Genomic DNA, 20,184 nt, shown 5'->3' on the forward strand with positions numbered 1-20,184 from the left:
GAGTTCCTTGAACGTGAGAAAGGAAGGCAATTTACCTGTAATTTATAGAACTGGTTTCAGAAATATAAATCTTCATGAAGGAAGGTTTGAAGAAGTATTCTGCAAGTAATATCAAAAAAGCCATAAAAGAATGAAAGTCTAACAAGACTTAAGTTGGAGATTAGATCACGATAGATCTACCCGTTTAATCCGATCTAATCTCCAGTAAAACACCTACCAATATGCTTTATCCTGCTCGAATTCAAGCAGGAGTTTCCTTTGTCAGGAGATAAGCGACCATTCCAGGATTCAGCTTGCTTTCTCGTGAAACCTTTCTCTCAATCTCCTCAGCGGACTTGCCTTCGCTTTTCAATTCCTTAATCTTTTCAATCGCTGAAGACGGAATTGCGTAATATTCGTTTATATCTTTCCTGTGTCCCCAGACGTCTCCTTCGAGAAGCTGGATGTGCTGCATCTGCAGGAACATCTCTATAGATCTTGAAACAGTAGCTATATAAGATTTAGGTAGCTGAATGACCTCAATCTTCGGACATGTTTCAACCAATCCAAAGATGTCCTTATTCGAAGGTCTGAATGCCAGGTGAACAAGACGCTCATTCGGATTAAGTGTAAATATTTCTTCTCTGGAACTGACTACTCTTAGCCTCGTGTTTTTCTCCCCCACTGTATAGTTCTTTTTTGATTGTATGTTGATATAAAACAAGGTTTACTTATTATAAAAAGTTATCCCATTGGACTAATATTATTTAGATAGTATTCAGACAATATCAGTGTATCAAGCTTATAGGAAAGACCCAAAAAAGCTAAAAAAAGAGTGGAGAAGGTATATACAAACCGGTTCTTTAAATTTTACTTCAAATTTTGCCGTTTTTCATACTATAATTTTTTTTAAAAAATTAATAAAATTATTTTTGCCTTTAATATCTTTTAGTTTCAGAATTAAATGAGACCCTCCTCAAGTAAAAGAAAAATTTGATGCAGGGTCAGTTCCTGAAAAAAAGAAATGATAAATGAGTTAAACTCGGATATAATGAGCTTATTTCACAGTTTTTAGATCCAAAAGAAAATTTTAGACCTAACAAAAAAGCAGACGTGGAAAATCCATATTCTTTTTTTGGAACCCTGCAGCGTTCCTGTGCCCCCCACCTCCGTATTGCTGAGCAATTTCGGCACAATCGGGGGAATCAGGATTTCCCGAATCTGACCTCAGACTGAATACCACCATATCTTCCACAGCCTGCCACATGATAGCAATATCATATTCAGGCTTCCTGTAGACGAATTCTCCAAGCTCGGAGATACTTCCGGTAGTGTTCACAAGCCTGGCTCTCCAGTTATGGAAAGTGCAATCTACCCCGCGTTCGAATGCTTTCTGAAGCTTGTAATTTTGAGATTCCAGGAGCAATTCACCGAGAGATATCATTTTATTTACAGTATCCTTGCATTCGGGCCCAGAACCAAGAAGCACTTCCCATGCCGGATCCTCAGGAGTTTTTACCATCAGACTGAAGCCAGCGCTAAAAGCTCGGGTCTCATCGTATTCAAACCTCCACATATCTTTGTCCCCGATATAGGCAACAGCTGCAGGAGGTGAGAGAGTTTCGGGATGCGCGTACTCCCAAGTAAGTACACAGGCTGCTTTTTCAATAGACCTGATTCCCGGAATATTGCTCGAATTCCAGAGCTCAGGAAATTTCTCGATGGCAGTTTTGTGATGATCTATCCATGTCAGTTTAGGCCCGCAAACCTTTACGAATTCATCCATTTTATCGCTTGTAAAATCAAGAAGCCACACTTTCTCAGCTGCCCCTATTTCCTCTTTATTCCAGGATTCCTTGCCGTAATTTATAGCAACAAACTTTATGGCAAATTCATTTCGGTCATAGCAATTTCCAGCAACAGCGGCTGCACAGTATCCGTCATTATCATCGTGATAATAAATTAAAATCGTGCGTTTATTATCTGTCATTTCCTGTCCTCCCTTACTCTATAGGATATCCTGTGAATAAAACAGTCGTCCAAAACTACCTTCAAGAAAAACCCGCAACCTCATCTTTATCAGGGACTTGCTATGCTCCAGAACCTCAAATAAGTGGTTTTTCTAGCAAATCACAGGACTTAATGTTTAAACCTTCTTTCTTCAATACTCAAACCTTCTTAAAAAATTTTTGTGCAAAATTTCTGAGGGTGAAAAGGAAAAATCTGGTTTGGAAAAATCTGGATGGAAAATACTGAATCAAGTGACAACAGATTAAAATAACAATATTTTTAAATATCTTTTTTTATATAAATATAATAGGAGCCTAAAAGGGGGGAACGAAACGAAGTAAAAAACGGGGAAATACCAAAAACCTCTTGCAGGCTTGATACCGGATTTTATGAAAAATTCTCTGGAATAGAGGTAACATAATGAAGGGAAACGACAAAACAAAGGAATTTTGCAATATCTGTAGTCGGGAATTGCTGGAAGATGTGCTGGTCGTTGACACCAGCCAGGATATGAAACCAATAAAATTCAAGGACGTTCACGGGGACAAGTCCGATCTGATATGCATCGAATGTGCAGCTGATTCGATTGAGAATCCACCCTTCTTATGTTCGAGATGCGGGCAGCCAGTCGAATTAGGAGAGCACTTCTATATATTGAAAGTAGGAACCACAAAACCAGGGGGTCCGAGGGTGGATTCTGAAGAAAAATGCACTGAAGATAGATACATCTGCATCAGGTGTTATGATGAGTTCATGAACCTTGAAGAGGAAATAGAAAGAGACTAAATGAAAAGCCGTGTCTCTAAACATTGTTCTCTCCTCTGCTTTTAATTGATCCTTTTGAAGAAATCAGGAGTCAAATGCCCGAGATGCCCTAGACATATGGAAAAAAAACAGAACTGATATTTCAGTTCTGTTCTAATTTCTCTTATTTTCTGGATATTTGCTTTTATTTTCTGAGCTCATCCCAAAACCAATTTTATTTTCACATCACTAACAGTTTTAGAACTATTTTCATGCTTGGAAACTCGATTGATCATCTGGATTTGATAATCCAAAGGTGCAATTTTGAGTTTTGTGATCAGCTCACATATATATCTGTTTTTAGACTGGGTGTTTGTCAGGAAGTGATTTTTAAAATTATTTTACTGGATAATTTTATCAATAGCGGATAAAGAATTAACTTATACTATGGGCTTTTAGGGGGCTTGCCTGAGAGCATTTTATGTCAATTCTTTTGGACAAAGGATCAGATAAATAAAGATTTAATGGGAGTATTGACGCCTGCTTTGAAACAGGGTTGAGAAAGCTGTTTTTAAGTAAGGTTGGGGAGGTATGACTGTTTTTAACCTTACGGATGGAACGAACTAAAAATCCAGATGCGAAAACTAATCGCTGCATTGGAGAACTCCAATCAAGATTTGCGTGCCGAAAATATGACACTAAACCTTGCCGGAATTAAGAACCTATCCGAAAGTTGTTGCCTGCTGTAACTTTTACAATATGCAATATGCAAAACCGAAGCGGATACTCTGATATTATAGACCTATTGTAACTTTTCAACACGCATTTTGACTTTTCGGATAGGCTCTAAGTGCAAAATGACCGAAGGGGAACTGCTGTGCGGCGGATGCACAGTATAACGTAAAGGGGGTAAGCAAAATGCAAGATGATATGCGATTGCCTGTCTTTGCAGAAAAAAAAGACAGACAGCTGATTTATAAGCCTGAAAGATGCATTGGTTGCGGGACCTGTGTACAGGCATGCCCTAAAGGTATCCTGGCAGTGGGGGCTGTGGGAGCTGTGGTAAGAGGGTTATTGGATGCGAATTTTCTGGAAATGAAGGAACGTGAAGAATGTATTGCCTGTGGTATTTGTGCGAGAGTCTGTCCCACCGGGGCTCTTGAGTTGAGACAGGAAGGAAAAACCCTCAATGACAGATCCTATATTTTTGAAGCTATGAAACCAACAACAGTAAACGAAAGATGCGTTCACTGCGGGCTTTGCGAAGATATCTGCCCTCAGGGCTGTATTGAGGTAACCAGGGAGATTTCACCCGACGGAAAGCTGAAGCTTGTCGGAAAAACCGATATCGATACAGAGTGCTGCGTCCACTGCGGCTGGTGTGCTGCTGTCTGTCCTGTTAACGCCATTGTTGTGGAAAAGCCCTTTGAAGGACGCTGGACCGGGAGCGAGGATACCTGCCAGACCTGTCACACCTGTGTGGAAACTTGTCCTACAAATGCCATTTTCAATAAAAAAGCCAAACCCGGAGAAAAAGTCGAAAAGATCAGTCACCGCCCTGATGCATGTATTTACTGTGGAGCCTGTGCGGTTTCCTGTCCTGTAAATGCTATTGATGTCAGAAAAACTGCAATTCTGCCGGATGTGGAGAAAAAGAGTGTTCTTGAGAAAAAGCTGCTTGAAGCCCCTGTTCCTGAGGCTCTGCTCCGCACTCGCCTTGAAACGGATGAGTATGCGTGCCTGGGCTGTGGAAACTGTGTGATTGTCTGCCCTGTAAATGCCCTTTATAGCCGTGAACTTGCTTCTGGGTACCTGAACGATATGGACGAAAAAGCTCTCCTTGAGGTTAAGAACGGCATAATTTCGGTCGTAAACCAGGACGTGTGCGGAGCAGATGGAGCCTGCGCCATGATCTGTCCCGTTAATGCTATCTGGCTTGTGAAAAGAGAGGTGAAATAAATGGCAGGAACAATTACAATCAAGAACGGATACGTCTTTGACCCTCTCAATGAAATTAATGGGGAAATTATGGATATTTTCATCAGAGACGGAAAAGTTGTAAAAGAGCTTTCTGCAGCCGAAATTAAAGAATCAAAGATTATTGATGCTTCCGGTATGACGGTAATGCCTGGAGGCGTTGATTCTCATTCTCACGTTGCAGGCCCAAAGGTCAATACCGGAAGGATGATGCGCCCTGAAGATCACTATAAAGCAAACCTTAAGAAGACTTCACTAACTCATTCAGGTTCAGGTTACACTGTTCCTTCCGTTTACAAACAGGGGTATGATTATGCAGCAATGGGTTACACAACAGTATTTGAACCTGCAATTCCTCCTCTTGAAGCTCGCCACGCTCATGAAGAGATGTGTGCAACTCCACTCCTTGATATGGGAGGATATCTGGTACTGGGAAACAACTTCTTTTTGATGCACTATCTCAGAGACGGAGATCTTGAAAGAGCTGCTGCTTATGTGGCCTGGATGATGAAAACTCATAAAACTTATGGAATCAAATGCGTCAACCCTGCAGGAGTAGAAAACTGGGGATGGGGTAAAAATGTAGGTTCTCTTGACGAAGCCAACATCCACTTCGAAATTACTCCGCGGGAAGTGATAAAGGGACTTGCCGAGGTCAACGAACGCCTCGGTATGCCAGTACCTATCCATCTGCATGCAAACAACCTGGGGCACCCCGGCTGCTATACAATTACGAAAGATTCTCTCAAAATTCCCGATGGCGTAAAGACCAGGCAAAATATGGACGTGGAATGGGCAGAAACAAAAATGGATCCCTCAAGGGACCGTTCCATATATCTTGCCCACCTGATGTTCAACAGTTTTGGGGGCACCACATGGGCAGATTTCGAATCCAAAGTTAAGGATATTGCGGGATATATCAACAACAAGGATCACGTAGTAATCGACAGTGGGTGCACTCCTTTCGGAGAAGCCACGTCTATGACCGGAGACGGGCCTGCCATTCACGATCTTTACGTACTTACAGGAAACAAGTGGTCGAATACCGACGTTGAGATGGAGTGCGGGTCAGGTGTCATTCCCTTTACCTATCTCAAGTCCAATCCCGTACACAGCGTGCAGTGGGCAATGGGTCTTGAATGTCTTTTACTTATCAATGATCCCTGGAAGACGATCATGACCACGGACAGCCCCAACGGTGGACCGTTTACGAAATATCCTGAGGTAATGACCTGGATAATGTCCGAGGCTTTCAGGAAGCAGACCTTCGGTGAATGCCACAAGTGGGCAAATGACAGGAGTGCACTCGGAGGCGTAAACCGTGAGCTTTCCCTCTACGACCTTGCGATCCTGACCAGGGCCAATCCTGCCAAGACAATTGGCATGGCTCACAGAAAAGGCTCTCTCGGAGAGGGCGCAGACGGAGATGTTACAGTCTACAACTTAAACCCTCAGCAGCTTGACCCGAACAACTACGAAGCCCTCCTCAGGACTTTCAGAAAGGCAGAATACACTGTAAAGGGAGGAGAAATTGTGGCGGTTAAAGGAGAGATTGTTTCCCTGCCTGAGAAGCGGACTTACTATTCCGAAGTGCACGTAGAAAATGAGCGGGAAAAGGAGATGCTGGCTGACGTGAAGGAATGGTTCAGGTACTACACTCTGGGCTTTGCCAACTACCCGACTCCAGAGAAATACCTGGCAAACCCGACTCCCATACAGGTAAACGGTGAGAGGTGAAGGCATGACAGAGGGAGTACTTATTAATAAAATGACCGAAACCGGAAAAAGTGCCGGAGAAATGGAAGAAGTAACGCTTATTCCTAATAAAGCAATTGACATTAAACTGGAAGCAGACGTGATTACTCCTGACTCCTTTGCAGGCAAAAGTGCAGAAGAAATAGGAATGCTTTCCGTCTGGCAGGGACCTACGACCTATCCTCTTTCCGATTTCTTTGAAGTAACAGGCAATGCAGGCAGTTCTGCCGCCGAGACCCTGATCCGCATAAAAGGCGATGCAATGAGGATCAAAAGGATCGGAGAAGGCATGAGTGCAGGCAAAATTGAAATTGAGGGTTCTGCAGGTATGCATGTCGGGACCGGAATGAAAGGAGGCGAGATCGTCGTTTACGGAGATGCCGATTCCTGGGCTGGCATGGAAATGCTTGGCGGGCTCCTGCACATCAAGGGCAATGCCGGGGACCATGTGGGCTGTGCTTACAGAGGCAAGTGGCACGGCATGAAAGGCGGGTGCATAATTATCGAAGGGTCGGCCCGGCACCAGCTCGGAGGCGGCATGGACGGCGGCGAAATTCTTGTGGAAGGCAATGTTGAAGGCTTCTGCGGGATTCGCCAGAACGGCGGGCTCATTGTCGTAAAAGGCGGGGCTCTCCGCACAGTGGGAGTAGAAATGGCAGGCGGAACCATAGTTGTAGGGGGTAAAATTCAGCGCTTCTCCCCGGGTTTCGAATTTGTGTCCATGGAAAACAAAGTCACTTCGGGTGAGACTGAGATAATAGGCGAGTTCAAGAAGTTCACAGGGGACTATGCGATCAGCAAGAGGGCAAAAGGAGCTCTCTATGTGTCTGCAGACGCAAACCCGGAGCTCTGAGGTGAGAGGCATGGAAGTATTACTCATTACCGGAAGTACGATTGACGAAGGCAAGCTTGCCAAAGGCGGGGACAAGTTCACGGATGAGTACACCATGGAGTGTGCATCCTGCTGGATTTCTCCTGTGGATTTCGTGTCCCTATGTTCCCCTGAAAAAGTAAAAGTAACAAGCAGGGACGGGAAACATTCGATTGTTGTTTATGCGAAATGTACGGATTCGGTCCAGCCGGGACAGGTGTTCATGCCGAGGGCTATCTGGTCGAACGTTATCATCGATCCCGACACCCTTTCTACGGGCTCTCCTCTCTATAAGGGCGCCCCTGTAACAATCGAGCCCACTGAAGAAGAGGTTCTCAGCGCCGAAGATGTAGTGTTGAAAGTTTATGTCGGAGGGCAATAAACATGATTTACAAGGATATAATCTGTCCGGTCTGCGGGGCAGCCTGTGACGATATCCAGGTTGAATTAGGTGACGGAAAGATTGAGGCCAGAAACGCATGTAAAATGGGAAACGCCAAATTTCAGGAAATTTTTAGTCCCCACAGGCTCAAACAGTCTCTTGTAAAAGTTGGGGGGAAACTGACACCTGCTGCCTGGGATGAAGCTCTTGAGAGAGCTGCCGATATCCTTGTTTCGGCAAAGCGTCCCCTGCTTTTCATGGGCAGTGAAACCTCCTGCGAAGCCCATGAAGTAGGGCTCAAGATAGGAGAATACCTTGGTGCGCTTGTCGACTCCAATTCAACTGTCTGTCACGGGCCAACAGCTATGGGAATTCAGGAAGCAGGAAAAGTCGGTGCAACCGAAGGTCAGAAAAAAAACAGGGGAGACCTGATAGTTTACTGGGGAACAAACCCCCTTGACTCCATGCCGAGACAAATGTCCAGATATGCTGTTTTTCCCAGGGGTTACTGGACCAAACGCGGACGTTTTGACAGGACAGTTATCACTGTAGACCCGAGAAGAACTCCAACGGCTGTTGCTTCCGACCTGCACGTGCAGCTTAAACCGAACTCTGATTATGAACTGATAAGTGCACTTCTCACTCTGCTTCACGGAAAAACCCCTCATCCCTCAGTAGAAGAGATTACTGGAGTGCCTATTCCTGTTATAGAAGAGATGCTTGATATGATGAAGGACTGCAACTTCGGGGCTATTACAGTAGGTCTCGGGCTTGCATCTTCAATGGGGAAGTACAGGAATTCCGAAATTGCCATGAACCTCGTAAAGGAACTGAACAATTATGCCAAGTTTACTCTTGGAGCTATTCGCGGCCACTGTAATGTTGCAGGCTTTAACCAGATTGCTTCGTACATGTATGGTTACCCCTTCGGGCTTGACTTTATGCGCGGGCACCCGCGTTACAATCCGGGAGAATATACGACCGTGGACGTACTCCGAGAAAAGGATGTGGATGCAGCCCTTGTGGTGGGTGCTGACCTTGTAAGCCATATCCCTGCTGACTGTGCAGCTTACCTTGGAAAAATACCTATGGTCTGCGTGGATATTACTCTGTGTCCGACTACAGTTGTTTCAGATGTAGTGCTTCCGGGTGTTATCGATGCCATGGAGTGTGACGGAACCTTCTACAGGCTTGATGATGTGCCAGTGCACGTTGAACCCTTCACGAGCTCACCCTTCGAATTCACTCAGAGCAACGAAGACACCTTAAAACAACTCTTTAAGAAGATTAAAGCAAGGAAGTAGTTATTTACAGGTTATTTCTTTCTGCAATAAAGAAGTTGAAAAAAACAATAACTCGAAATTTCCCGGACCTTTGGTAAATGAAAAATTAGCATATAGTGAGCTCATCCCAAAACCAATTTTATTCCCTCATCAAGATCCCAAATTAGAGATTAAAAGGGCCAATTTCAAGTTTTGGGATCTGCTCAATATTAATATTGGGTTGTGCTGTCCTCATAAATGAGGAAATTTGGACTTATTACTATGGTGGAGAAAAGATGAAAGACAGGTTACTTTCTATCTCGTCGGCTCTTATGTTTTTGATTCTAACATCAACTGCGGCTTCAGCCGATAAATGTACAAAAATTAGTAGCGGATCTGAGCTTGCTATTGATGCTAATAACGTATCGTGGGTAGGAAGCCATGGAATCGTTTTTTGGTCCCATAACAAATAATTTCATGATCTTAAATATCTTTGATTATATTGTCATTTGTAAAAATAAGAGCTTCGATACTAAGGGGATTCGAAACTACTGATTTATAAACTCAATTTGTTGTCCAAAAATTCACAATTCAGATATAATTTTGATATTTAAGATCAATTCTTGTAATATTCTACTACATATCCTGGTCCATAATCATAGATCCTATGATTTCCGTTATTCACCAACATTCTTATTTTTTCTTTCGTGTAATAATAACAATCTACGTTACGATAATAAAGCATAGCTTCTCTTAATGGAGTTTGAAATGCATATTTTTTGGGAAGACTAAATATAACTTTCCCATTATGGTTTGTTGCAGCAATCATATTATTTAAGATAGGTCTAGGATCTTTAAAATATTCAAATACGCCCAGAGCGACACACACGTCAAACCCACTCTGTAATTCCTTTGTAGCATCGCCTACGGAAAGATGTGCCTTTATTTTACTCTTATTGCAGAATTGCTTTGCTAATTTAATCATTTCTGGAGCGACATCTATTCCCCATACATCTGCCCCTCTTTTTGCACATTCTACAATATATTTTCCAGATCCACATCCAATCTCCAGAATTCTCATTCCTTCTTTTGGATCTGAAATAGCAAGTGTTATTTTCAGCCTTTTCAGCAATCCTGGTCTTCTTAACCAAGAGTTGATTAAGGCGTCAGTCATATTTTTTGGTTTATCATAATATGCATCAAAGTCCTCTGCTATTGTTTCAAAGTATTCTCCTATATCTCTAGTTATATAACCACCTCTTAATTGAAGTAAACTCAAAGTCTTTCAATAATTGTTTAAATCTGGTTTCTGTCTTGTGGATATTGTAATAATGAAACCATTTCAACTCAGGGATTTTAGGCTGTTCAACGTCTATTTCCCACGGATGCAAATATATTATAGCAGACCTTCCGTTCTTATTTATTGATTTTATCGAATATTTAATTAGTTCATATGGAAAGAATCTCATATAAAATCCTCCTGCTATTGGAATATTCTTAAGTGGAAGATGTAACACACTCAATGGCAGTTCATAAATCCCCTCACTAGATCCGCCACAAATATGTTCTGTAGAAATTTGATATGGGTATAAAGGTGCATCTGGCATTCCATATAGGGGAGTTTTTACAGGAAAAACGCTAGAATCATATTTTATTCCACAGTTTTTCATAATATCTATTGCCCATGAGGTATTCTTCATTATTGTAAAGTTACTTGCTCTATGGCAAACTACTTCTTCACCTGTAATTGATTTTATAATTTTTATGGACTTAATAAGTTCTTTCTTGAACTGAAGAGGGGTCAGTCTGTTTATTGGTTTATGACTATAACCATGCGTTCCTAATTCATGATTTAAGTCATGAATCCGCTTAATCAACTCTGGGTGACGTTCAGCAACATAACCCAACACAAAAAATGTTGCCTTTACATCTCCAAGAATTGATAGTATTCTGTCAGTGCTGGTTACTATTCTATCTTCGTATTTTGTCCAGCAAGATATATCCGTATCCATATACCAATCTTCAACATCTATTGTTAATATGTTATGTATGTTCTTGATTGTCATGCTTTTGACCCCAATTAGAACTTAGGCGGTAAACCAAAAATCAACGCTGTTAATCCACTAACTGCCAAAACATATTTACCATCCTTCCTATAACATATTCCGCCATTCTGCAGGATAGAGGAACTTGTAGTGTTTTTTCAATATGTACTTAATCATATTTATTTTTTTTCAATAGTCGGAAGATATGCTATATTTCATAGTCCTTAGAGCGTGTCTTAAAATTCGTCCTCATTCGGATAAAGATTTGATCTCAGCCAGGCTTCTGCTCATGTCGGATAAAAAAGCGGTTATCCGCTTTCCCTCTCCTAAGAACGGTACGTGACATTTTCACGTCATACCGCTCAAGCATTCTATAACCCTTTCAGTATCGGGCAGCAGTTGTTTTTTGTGGCACTCTTTTCTGAACTTTAATTTGTTCTGACGTTCATGAAAATAGTCATTGTCAAAGAATGGATTCATTTTTATTTTTAAAGGAATATGTCTCTGGATTCTGGTAGTAGATAGAAGCAGTAGTTCATTGCTCTCAGTTTTGAAATTCCAACGCCGAGTGTTGTTTGGCTTCCAGTATTTGTTTACAATCCACTTTTGTGATTTGTTAGGATGCCTTCTTTTTACCCAATTCCATAACATTTTCCATATTATATGGTCAAGTATATGAAAAGTCTCAGAGGAGACAACTGATCGATGATAGTTAGTCCAACCTCTTATTATGGGATTTAATTTGGCAATCAAGAATTCCTGAGACCAGCCTTTTCCTGCTTTTATAGTTTGGCTGATTTTTTCAACAAATTTTTGTATGGATTCTCTAGAAGTTTAATCAACAATTTGTCTCGATATTTGCGGAAGTTCCAGCCGAGAAAGTCAAAGCCTTCAGTAATATTAGTTATCAAAGTTTTATCATCAGATAGTTCAAGACCTCTTTCCTTTAGAAAGGTCTTTAACAGATCTTTTATTTCTTGAGCCGTTTCTTCTGAATCAGCAGTAACAATAAGGTGAGTAGCCCGGGGGAGTTTCACCCCCAGGCCCTCTCAGCACCGGACTTGAACCTCTCAGCTCATCCGGCTCCCATTATCCAGCCTCAGGAAAAATCCCCATTTGCCAGTGAACAAAAAGTTTTGGATCCCTTCTGGCAATTTTCCCAAGCCAGTATCTTGCTCGTCGCTTGTGCCCTGAAAGTTTCTTGTATTTGCGCAAGGCCCAGCGAGTCAAGGCACGATTCATATGCTTGAGTACACAGTACAGTTCAGATTTGTAAAAGAGACCATAGTAGTTGACCCAGCCTCTAACTATAGGATTATACATATGGGATAGGTCTTCTAACGTTAAATCGGGTTTGAGGTGCATACGCCAATTATGGATTTCTTGCTGCATAGACTTTTTAGCAGTATTACTGACTGCAGGAGTGAAGTTGATAAAGTGTTTTCCATACTTGTTTTTGGACCTACGGGGTCTAAAGGTGTATCCGAGAAAATCAAATTTTGTTTCAGGATAATCCTCTTGCCGATCGTCATCTTTACAGTAGACGATCCGTGTTTTAGTTGGATGTAGTTCAAGTCCAAATTCAGACAAACGCTTTTCTAACTTAATCCTCAGTCGATCTGCATCTTTCTTGCTTCGGCAGTGTATGACACTATCATCGGCGTATCTTTCAAATGGATTATACCGATGATGACTATCCATCCACTGGTCAAAAGCATAATGAAGAAACAGATTCGCAAGAAGCGGACTAACAACGCCTCCCTGGGGAGTTCCTTTTGTCCGTTCATTGACTGTTCCATCTGCCATCTGAAAGGGTGCTTTGAGCCATCTCTGAATGTAGAGAATGATCCATGGTTTGTCAGTATGCATACTGACTTGCTTCATTAGCAGATCGTGATTAATATTGTCAAACAATCCTTTGATATCGAATTCCAGTAACCAGTTATATCTCCAACAACGCTTACGTGTTGCAGCAAGAGCGTCTGCAGCTGACTTGCCGGGTCTATAGCCGTAAGAGTCGGGGTGAAAGAGTGGTTCTAATTGCGGTTCCAAATAGATTTTTGTAACCATCTGTGCTACCCTGTCGAGTACTGTGGGAATTCCCAGAATGCGAGTTCCGCCGCTCTTTTTAGGGATTTCGATTGCTTTCACTGATGGGGGGAAATAGCAGCCAGAGGACATTCTATTCCAAATCTTATAGAGATTGTTTGTTAGATCTGATTCAAAAGCTGCAATGTTTTCATCATCAACACCAGCAGCACCTTTGTTTGCTTTTACTCTCTGAAAAGCTTCTTGTACTATATCTTTAGAGATTTCATAAGGCTTTGTTTCGTCCATGGGTTCCTCCCTTGATTTGTCAGGTTGACCAATTTTCAAAACTGGATAACACAATCCCTTCGCTTCACTCCCATTACAGGAGCTTCATCACTACTACGGATTGTTCCGCCCCTGTACATCGCTTCGATACTTTCCTCCTTACGGGTCCTCCGCTTGGAATTTTCTCTTACCATCGAAGTACAGGTTCCCACGTTCCACACAGAAGCCTGTGCTAAGTTCACGCCACCTTCATGCCGGCCACCATCTGGTCAGTAAACAGGTTTCTTCCAGACTTATCCCAGGTTAACGACTACCCCCTGGTTTTGATGACATCCCTACGCTTTCGACACTTTATCAGTGGTTCATTGCGTTCGTCTCCATAGCACATACCTGACGAGGTCAAGTCTCGCCTTTTCCATAACGCTCACTACCATGGCTTTTGACCACAGCAGCTTATGGTGGTTTGGAATCTCTACCTGTATAGCGATTCCGAGGGGCCCACCCTCATCTTCTATGCAGCATAGTTACACTATGCGACATTCTGTCACACGGATTCGCTTTCGTGGCGCACAGTCATCAGCAAAACGGGCACAATTGACTTTGTGCCTGTTTTGATGAGATTTGTCAATTGTTCCATCTGATCTGGAGTAAAATCTCATTGCTAAGGCGTTTTCTAAGCCGTTTAAGGCCATATTTCCAATTATTGGAGATATGGGGCTTCCTTGTGGTGTGCCTTTTTCCGTAGGAAACAGATGATAATTCTCGACATATCCGGCTTTTAGAAACTCCTTAAGGATTCGTTTATCCATAGGGATGTTGTCAAGTATCCAAGTGTGGTTGATTTCATCAAAGCAGGCTTTAATATCACCTTCGACAATCCATTCAGGAGCAATTTTCTTGCTTAAACAGATGTGAAGGTAGGCGTAAGCATCTTTAGTTGAGCGGTAAGGTTTAAACCCAAACGAAGTCTTGTCACCTATAGCAGATTCGATTGGACCTAGCACCAGAGAGTGCAGGGTTTGCATTGCTCTGTCATACATAGTTGGTATGCTAAGAGGTCGTAGTTTACCGTTCTTCTTTCGAATGTACTTTCGTGTTAATGGTTTTGCACGGTAGCCCTTGTTCGTTAGTTGTAAAGCGGAACGCATCTTATCTGCCGACGATGACCAGATAATTCCATCAATTCCGGGAGTTCGGCTTCCCTTGTTAGTGGTTACTTTACGAACTGAAAGTAGTTTGGCATATAAGGACCGGGTCAGAAGACGGGAGAGTTTGTTCACGGTTATCCATTTTCCGTTCTTAGCTGCACTTGCAATTCGAGACTGAAGGTTATTAACAACTTCTTTAACTCTTTTCCAATCAATGCTTTTCCATTGTTGGGTGAGTTCTTTGTCTGTAAGGTCCGTAACCGAAGTTATCTCTGGTTTTCTTACATTCATAATTAACAATCCCTGTTGCTTTCGTGACCAATGGCAAGTGGGCATGCTTTCGCATTAAGGAAAGAGTTTTTTTTTTCCCTCCTCTATATTCCCCGTTACAGGGAATCTTTAGCTTTTTGCCATTTCCTCTGCCACCTGTGGTATTGGTTTTCCTCACGGAATTCCTACCTTATAGGGCCACAAATGGTTTACCGAGTTCTATACCATAGATAGTTGTTGGACACTTAGGAGGATCCTATAGGCCGGAAGCTCATATGTCCATTCGTTATGACACGGAACCAGATTGTCATAACCGAGCTTCATTGCCGTTTTGGCTCATGCGTAATTCAACCTGCTTTCGCATGTTGCAAGTCACGACCCCTGTGAATCTTCACCTTTCGGTTCTCCATATGTCCATTTCCCTAGCGGTTTGGAACTGTCAGGTTCAGTTTTACACCTCGTTGTCCTCTGAGCTTTGCACAAATCCGTTGCCAGAGATGCACATCAGAGTAGAGACATTCTGAATGGATAGAAAGGCGGATTGTACCGCAATCCATGGCATAACTTCTCGTCGCACAGGCCCTCCTTGCGGTGTGCCTTTTTCGGTAGGAAACAGATGATAATTCTCAATATATCCGGCTTTTAGGAACTCTTTAAGGATTCGTTTATCCATAGGAATGTTATCAAGTATCCAGCTGTGGTTGATTTCATCAAAGCAAGCTTTAATATCACCTTCGACAACCCATTCAGGAGCAACTTTCTTGCTTAAACAGATGTGAAGGTAAGAATAAGCATCTTTGGTGGAACGATAAGGTTTAAACCCAAATGAAGCCTTGTCACCTGTATCAGATTCGATTGGCCCTAGAACCAGAGAATGCAGGGTTTGCATTGATCTGTCAAACATAGTTGGTATGCTAAGGGGTCGTAGTTTACCGCTCTTCTTTCGAATGTACTTCCATGTTAATGGTTTTGCACGATAGCCTTTGTTCGTTAGTTGTAGAGCGGCACGCATCTTATCTGCCGATGATGACCAAATGACACCATCTATTCCGGGAGTTCGACTTCCCTTGTTAGTGGTTACTTTACGTACCGAAAGAAGTTTGGCATAAAAGGACCGGGTCAGAAGACGGGAGAGTTTGTTCACAGTTTTCCAATTTCCACTCTTAGCTGCACTTGCAATTCGGGACTGTAGGTTATTAACGGCTTCTTTCACTCTTTTCCAATCAATGCTTTTCCATCGTAGAGTGAGTTCTTTGTCTGTAAGTTCCGTAACCGAAGTTATCTCTGGTTCTCTTACATTCATAATTAAACAATCCCTGTTGCTTTCGTGACTAATGGCAAGTGGGCATGCTTTCGCATTGAGGCATTTTTTTTTTCTCCTCTATATTCCCCATTACAGGAAACCGTTTGCTTTTTGCCAATTCCTCTGCCACCTGTGGCGTCGGTTTTCCTTACGGAATTCCTACCTTATTAAGGACCGCAAATGGTTTACCGAGTTCTATGTCATAGATAGTTATTGGATACTTAGGAGGATCCTATAGACCGGAAGCCATATGTCCATTCGTCATGACACAACATGGGATGTCATGACCAGGCTTCGATGCCATTTTGGCTCATGCGTATTAACCTGCTTTCGCATGTTCTACGTTACGATCCCTCAAACAGATCTTCACCTTTCGGTTCTCCATATATCCTTTTCCCTAGCGGTTTGGAACTGTCAGGTTCAGTTTTACACCTCATTGTCCTCTGAGCTTTGCACAGATCCGTTGCCAGAAATGCACATCAGAATAGGGACATTCTGAATGGATAGAATGGCGGGTTGTTCCGCAATCCATAGCATAACTTCTCGTCGCACCATGTTATCATAGAGAATCTCCTGTGTAAATCCTCCAAAGTACTCAAAGGCGTTCAGATGACACTGGATAAGAGTGGAAGTGTCTATGCCCAGTGTAAATTCAACATATTTCATCCTGGAATATCCAAGAATCATGTTGAAGCAAAAGAGTTTCTTTATCTTTCCATCAACCTCAACTGTTCCCATCTCTGCCCAGTCAACCTGAGCCTGTACACCTGGTTTTGTTTCATAGCGGAATACAGCAGGGACTCCCTGCTGAGGTCGGACTTCTCTTACAAAGTCCTTGACGATGGTCATTCCTCCATCAAAACCCATTTCTTTGATTTCCCGATAGAGCCGAGCAGCAGTGTAGGAGCCTTCTTCAAGCTTTTTGAGTATATAAGGTTTATATGGATCAAGCTTGCTCTTTCTTCCGGGACGTTTCTGGGGTTCAGGTAAGGTTTTCAGCTGGAGATATTTCCTCACAGTTTTCCTGTCAAAACCGGTTTGTCTGGCGATTTCACTAATGCTCAAGTTTTGTGAACTTAAATCTCGAATCAAGAATAAATCCTCCTTTTTCAGCATGATTCACAATCCTCGAACTTTTCTCAAGGATTGAGAATTGGGGAATTTTAATCCGCCGAAAATGGGGAATTCTTAACCGCCGTTGACATCCTCGAGGAGTACCTGCTTTGGTTGGATTCAGGTGACGTTTATATACAAAATCTGCTTTAAGAAATTGAGTAAGTATTGACTTGTCCATAGGGATGTTGTCGAGTAACCACTGATGATTAATGTGATCAAAACATCCTTTGATGTCACCTTCCAATATCCACTGGGCTGAGCTTTTCAAGCAGAGACATCGAAAGATTTGCTCACACGAATCTTTTGTGTCTCTGAACTTTCTGAAACCAAAGGAACGAGAATCAGAAGTTGCTTCTGCAATGGGTTCAAGAGCTAATGAGTATAAACACTGCATAGCTCGATCATACATTGTAGGGATACCTAGAGGACGTTTTTTTACCTGCTTTATTAATGAAGACTCTTTTTAAGGTTGAGCTTTGTATCGATTACCAGTTAGACTAAGAGCAGCCAGTATTTTGGACGTTGGAGTTAACCATTTCTTACCGTCAATTCCAGCTGTTCTTTTTCCTTTATTTTGGGTTACTTTCCTAACTGCCAAAAGTTTGGCATAATAGGAGTGGGTTAGTAAGTATTCGAGTCTCTTGACAAGATGCCACTTATTCTGTTTGACTGCTTTTGTAATCCTGACTTGCAGCTTATTAACGCTCTGTTCCACTAAAAAACAATTAATATTATTCCATTTTTGGCGAAGATGAGTGTCTGTAAGACTCTTATCTTTTGCAGATATCGTTGAATGACTTACATTCATAAGCTTGCCTTCATTCATACAATAGAATACCATATAGGCAAGTTTGCACCTTTTCAGGTTAGGGCAAAGTTAGAACCCCTATTCAATCCATTACAGATTGACATTCGCTTTTTGCCTAATCCTATACCCTCTATGCCATTGATTCCCTTCACAGGGTCTCTACCTTTTTTAGGGGCATATAGGGCTTGCCAAGTTTTATGTTATAAATAATGCAAATGCTTTAGAAGCCATCTATAAGCCGGAAAGCGTCTGTCCATTTTCTGCGATGTCTATAACACCATCACGCCTGCTTTCATACCGTTTGGTTCAAGCGTATCAGTCTACTTTCGCTTGTCAATTTTCACGACCCGTACAATGGTTCAACATATATTTCTTCATGGCATTTTTACCCTAGCAAATGACCCAAATTAGACTTTCAGGCATCTCCACATTGTCTTACGAGCTTAGCACATCTGCATTACTACTGATACACCTCATAATAGGGTTACCCCAAATGGAAAAGGTAGCACAAGGCAATTTATGACATAACTTCTTGTCGCACTTGCAGAACTTTCGGTACGCTACCTTAATGAGTTTTCAAATTAGTGAGGTTTTGCCATTTTTCACATAATCCCTTTATTTCAGCTAATATTTAACAGCATAGCTTATTTTGTGAAAAATTTATCTAATAACGACTTAAAATCTATTTAATTCGTTATTCTTATCTATAATTAAAATTGGAGTGATAAATAATTCATTAATCAGGAAATAAACTTCATTTGAACTTTCTAAACATAACAATTATTTATGTTTTTATGTAATTTATGGAAATAAGTTGCAATAAATTTTAATTTTTAAATTGAATGTAATATTATATCAATTTTTGAGCTTAATTCGTATTCAAAGAAATTTTGAAGTATTATTTCGGAGGCTTTAAAGGTAATTTTTTGTCAAAATATGTAATTTTAACCGATTTTTTTATTTTAAAACATTTTTATCAATTTTGGCAGAACCTCAAGTGATTTCAGTTTATTGAATAGCTTGGAGACTTGTACAAAAGACTCATAATAATTGGACGCCTCTAACGAGAATTCAAATTTGCCCAATTGAATGGCTCTATTATAGCTGAGTTTCTTATAAAATCCGACTTCGTTGGTCCGAATTTTTCGTATAAATTTCACAGTCTTTCATTTGGTTGCAGCCATTATAGCAAGGTTGCGGGACTTCCATAAGCAATCAACATATCTAAACCCTGCTGCCTTCATATTATGGAATGTCTCCCATAACTTTCCGGGCTTATCGCCCATTTTTTGGGCATTTTCCAGCCGATTAAGCTTCAGCTCGTCAAAGGTCCATTCCTGTCCAAGTTTTTCTTTAAGGCGTATAACCAGAGAAGATATGCTGTTATTAAACTCCCATTGATCAATAATAAGAGAATTTTCCCTAAAAAGATCCCCGTTTATAAATAAACCCTGGTCTTTCAGAACTTTATGGATATCGGAGTACAACCTGATTCTGTTTTCAAACTCCACGTGATGTATAGAAAAACAGGATACAACAGCATCAAATCCCCTATCTTCGGTTATGCCTAAAATCCCTTGATTTAAATCTTGTTTAACTACAGTTATATTTCTATTATCCCTGAACCTTTCACTACTCCGCCTTATCATTTCATCAGAAAAATCAAGCAGAAGAACATTTGCATTAGGCTTTAACTTCACAATTTCAGCGGTCACATCGCCTAAGCCGCAGCCCAGATCAATCATCTTAGGGCTGATGGCTGCCAACTCTGTTGCAAGCCTTGAAATAATTGACAGCATTTCTCTCCTTTCAGGTATAATTATATCAGCCATCAGAGCATAATTTTCAGCAGCTTCTGGATTAGTCCATCCTTCCTTAATCTCTTTCTCCATATCTAACGACATTTCTTCTATCGATTATAAATCCCTCTTGAAGATTATATTACTTTCATCAGCTTAAACCCTGAAACCTTCTAGCAATTTCGTTACAGGGTTTGAAACCAGATCTTGAGTATTTGAATCAAACTTCAGCCCAAAATATCATGAAATTAGTAGCTTGAGAGTTAAATTTCAGCCAAAAAAAGAAAAATAAGTAGGATTTTAGGACTGATATATTTCAAAATTCGACGTTGACACAGTCTTTCAGTAAAACAGTGATCCATAAACTCCAAGATCAACTTCTTGTTTGCATCAGAAATC

20 protein-coding genes and 1 pseudogene are annotated in these 20,184 nt (G+C 41.4%); 7 read left to right on the forward strand and 14 right to left on the reverse strand.

The window, feature by feature from the left end; all coding sequences use genetic code 11:
* Positions 1–241: 241 nt before the first annotated feature.
* Together MA_RS21770 and MA_RS21775 are read right to left on the reverse strand one after the other, a co-directional pair.
* A complete protein-coding gene (locus tag MA_RS21770) occupies positions 242–664 on the reverse strand; it encodes a DUF1699 family protein (RefSeq protein WP_048066574.1) in 423 nt (140 codons plus the stop codon).
* Between the two features lie 411 nt (positions 665–1,075).
* Complete coding sequence (locus MA_RS21775; RefSeq protein WP_011024060.1) at positions 1,076–1,969, reverse strand: DHH family phosphoesterase; 894 nt, start codon at positions 1,967–1,969, stop codon at positions 1,076–1,078.
* A gap of 440 nt (positions 1,970–2,409) precedes the next feature.
* On the opposite strand from MA_RS21775, the gene MA_RS21780 reads away from it, so the two are divergent.
* The 7 genes from MA_RS21780 (at position 2,410) to MA_RS27665 (ending at position 9,453) form a co-directional block, all read left to right on the forward strand.
* Positions 2,410–2,775, forward strand: coding sequence for a hypothetical protein (locus MA_RS21780; protein WP_048065919.1), 366 nt, complete (start codon positions 2,410–2,412; stop codon positions 2,773–2,775).
* Positions 2,776–3,651: 876 nt separating this feature from the next.
* A complete protein-coding gene (locus MA_RS21785; protein WP_011024062.1) occupies positions 3,652–4,692 on the forward strand; it encodes a 4Fe-4S binding protein in 1,041 nt (346 codons plus the stop codon).
* Positions 4,693–6,447 (forward strand): formylmethanofuran dehydrogenase subunit A, encoded by a 1,755-nt coding sequence (locus tag MA_RS21790; RefSeq protein WP_011024063.1) that lies wholly within the window; start codon positions 4,693–4,695, stop codon positions 6,445–6,447.
* Positions 6,448–6,451: 4 nt separating this feature from the next.
* Positions 6,452–7,318 carry a formylmethanofuran dehydrogenase subunit C gene (locus MA_RS21795; RefSeq protein ID WP_048066575.1) on the forward strand — a complete coding sequence of 289 codons (867 nt, stop codon included), beginning with the start codon at positions 6,452–6,454 and terminating at the stop codon, positions 7,316–7,318.
* A gap of 10 nt (positions 7,319–7,328) precedes the next feature.
* Complete coding sequence (locus tag MA_RS21800) at positions 7,329–7,718, forward strand: molybdopterin dinucleotide binding domain-containing protein (RefSeq protein ID WP_011024065.1); 390 nt, start codon at positions 7,329–7,331, stop codon at positions 7,716–7,718.
* Between the two features lie 2 nt (positions 7,719–7,720).
* Positions 7,721–9,022 carry a formylmethanofuran dehydrogenase subunit B gene (locus tag MA_RS21805; protein ID WP_011024066.1) on the forward strand — a complete coding sequence of 434 codons (1,302 nt, stop codon included), beginning with the start codon at positions 7,721–7,723 and terminating at the stop codon, positions 9,020–9,022.
* Positions 9,023–9,276: 254 nt separating this feature from the next.
* Positions 9,277–9,453, forward strand: a complete 177-nt coding sequence (locus tag MA_RS27665) for a hypothetical protein (protein WP_157860381.1) — start codon at positions 9,277–9,279, stop codon at positions 9,451–9,453.
* Between the two features lie 143 nt (positions 9,454–9,596).
* On the opposite strand, the gene MA_RS21810 is transcribed toward MA_RS27665, so the two are convergent.
* From MA_RS21810 to MA_RS21850, 12 genes and pseudogenes are all read right to left on the reverse strand, one after another.
* Positions 9,597–10,259, reverse strand: a complete 663-nt coding sequence (locus MA_RS21810; RefSeq protein ID WP_011024068.1) for a class I SAM-dependent methyltransferase — start codon at positions 10,257–10,259, stop codon at positions 9,597–9,599.
* Positions 10,222–11,046 (reverse strand): polysaccharide deacetylase family protein, encoded by an 825-nt coding sequence (locus MA_RS21815; protein ID WP_011024069.1) that lies wholly within the window; start codon positions 11,044–11,046, stop codon positions 10,222–10,224. The genes MA_RS21810 and MA_RS21815 overlap by 38 nt, the downstream gene beginning before the upstream one ends.
* 327 nt (positions 11,047–11,373) lie before the next feature.
* Positions 11,374–11,844 (reverse strand): group II intron maturase-specific domain-containing protein, encoded by a 471-nt coding sequence (locus MA_RS29865; protein ID WP_085984859.1) that lies wholly within the window; start codon positions 11,842–11,844, stop codon positions 11,374–11,376.
* Entirely contained in the window at positions 11,808–12,062 is a 255-nt protein-coding gene (locus MA_RS26290) for a hypothetical protein (protein ID WP_085984860.1), read from the reverse strand. Before MA_RS26290 ends, MA_RS29865 begins: the two co-directional genes overlap by 37 nt.
* A 52-nt stretch (positions 12,063–12,114) precedes the next feature.
* On the reverse strand, positions 12,115–13,362 hold the full coding sequence (gene ltrA / locus MA_RS21825; protein ID WP_011022749.1) for a group II intron reverse transcriptase/maturase: 1,248 nt from the start codon (positions 13,360–13,362) through the stop codon (positions 12,115–12,117).
* Positions 13,363–13,397: 35 nt separating this feature from the next.
* Positions 13,398–13,583 (reverse strand): hypothetical protein, encoded by a 186-nt coding sequence (locus tag MA_RS27670; protein WP_157197147.1) that lies wholly within the window; start codon positions 13,581–13,583, stop codon positions 13,398–13,400.
* A gap of 282 nt (positions 13,584–13,865) precedes the next feature.
* The gene (locus MA_RS21830; RefSeq protein ID WP_083755968.1) at positions 13,866–14,780 is read right to left on the reverse strand and encodes a reverse transcriptase N-terminal domain-containing protein; all 915 of its coding nucleotides are present in this window, start codon (positions 14,778–14,780) and stop codon (positions 13,866–13,868) included.
* Positions 14,781–15,210: 430 nt separating this feature from the next.
* Positions 15,211–16,062, reverse strand: a complete 852-nt coding sequence (locus MA_RS21835) for a reverse transcriptase N-terminal domain-containing protein (protein ID WP_011024071.1) — start codon at positions 16,060–16,062, stop codon at positions 15,211–15,213.
* A gap of 552 nt (positions 16,063–16,614) precedes the next feature.
* Positions 16,615–17,178, reverse strand: a pseudogene (gene istA / locus MA_RS21840) (IS21-like element ISMac9 family transposase); the annotation flags it as partial.
* Entirely contained in the window at positions 17,117–17,587 is a 471-nt protein-coding gene (locus tag MA_RS29045) for a reverse transcriptase domain-containing protein (protein ID WP_394295981.1), read from the reverse strand. The gene MA_RS29045 and the pseudogene istA, both read right to left, overlap by 62 nt.
* 54 nt (positions 17,588–17,641) lie before the next feature.
* The gene (locus MA_RS29050; protein WP_052279213.1) at positions 17,642–18,004 is read right to left on the reverse strand and encodes a reverse transcriptase N-terminal domain-containing protein; all 363 of its coding nucleotides are present in this window, start codon (positions 18,002–18,004) and stop codon (positions 17,642–17,644) included.
* Between the two features lie 1,148 nt (positions 18,005–19,152).
* Entirely contained in the window at positions 19,153–19,878 is a 726-nt protein-coding gene (locus MA_RS21850) for a class I SAM-dependent methyltransferase (RefSeq protein WP_157860382.1), read from the reverse strand.
* Positions 19,879–20,184 lie beyond the last annotated feature (306 nt).

It is taken from the genome of Methanosarcina acetivorans C2A, from assembly GCF_000007345.1.
In the GTDB taxonomy this organism is placed as follows: domain Archaea; phylum Halobacteriota; class Methanosarcinia; order Methanosarcinales; family Methanosarcinaceae; genus Methanosarcina; species Methanosarcina acetivorans.

Bases quoted from the DNA above. Each gene is read 5' to 3' on its own strand.
- MA_RS21780 (WP_048065919.1), top strand. From the start codon at position 2,410: ATGAAGGGAAACGACAAAACAAAGGAATTTTGCAATATCTGTAGTCGG.
- MA_RS29045 (WP_394295981.1), bottom strand. From the start codon at position 17,587: ATGTATGATCGAGCTATGCAGTGTTTATACTCATTAGCTCTTGAACCC.
- MA_RS21835 (WP_011024071.1), bottom strand. From the start codon at position 16,062: ATGAATGTAAGAGAACCAGAGATAACTTCGGTTACGGAACTTACAGAC.
- MA_RS27665 (WP_157860381.1), top strand. From the start codon at position 9,277: ATGAAAGACAGGTTACTTTCTATCTCGTCGGCTCTTATGTTTTTGATT.
- MA_RS21785 (WP_011024062.1), top strand. From the start codon at position 3,652: ATGCAAGATGATATGCGATTGCCTGTCTTTGCAGAAAAAAAAGACAGA.
- MA_RS21815 (WP_011024069.1), bottom strand. From the start codon at position 11,046: ATGACAATCAAGAACATACATAACATATTAACAATAGATGTTGAAGAT.
- ltrA (WP_011022749.1), bottom strand. From the start codon at position 13,362: ATGGACGAAACAAAGCCTTATGAAATCTCTAAAGATATAGTACAAGAA.
- MA_RS21805 (WP_011024066.1), top strand. From the start codon at position 7,721: ATGATTTACAAGGATATAATCTGTCCGGTCTGCGGGGCAGCCTGTGAC.
- MA_RS21795 (WP_048066575.1), top strand. From the start codon at position 6,452: ATGACAGAGGGAGTACTTATTAATAAAATGACCGAAACCGGAAAAAGT.
- MA_RS21800 (WP_011024065.1), top strand. From the start codon at position 7,329: ATGGAAGTATTACTCATTACCGGAAGTACGATTGACGAAGGCAAGCTT.
- MA_RS21850 (WP_157860382.1), bottom strand. From the start codon at position 19,878: ATGGAGAAAGAGATTAAGGAAGGATGGACTAATCCAGAAGCTGCTGAA.
- MA_RS21830 (WP_083755968.1), bottom strand. From the start codon at position 14,780: ATGAATGTAAGAAAACCAGAGATAACTTCGGTTACGGACCTTACAGAC.
- MA_RS21790 (WP_011024063.1), top strand. From the start codon at position 4,693: ATGGCAGGAACAATTACAATCAAGAACGGATACGTCTTTGACCCTCTC.
- MA_RS21775 (WP_011024060.1), bottom strand. From the start codon at position 1,969: ATGACAGATAATAAACGCACGATTTTAATTTATTATCACGATGATAAT.
- MA_RS29050 (WP_052279213.1), bottom strand. From the start codon at position 18,004: ATGAATGAAGGCAAGCTTATGAATGTAAGTCATTCAACGATATCTGCA.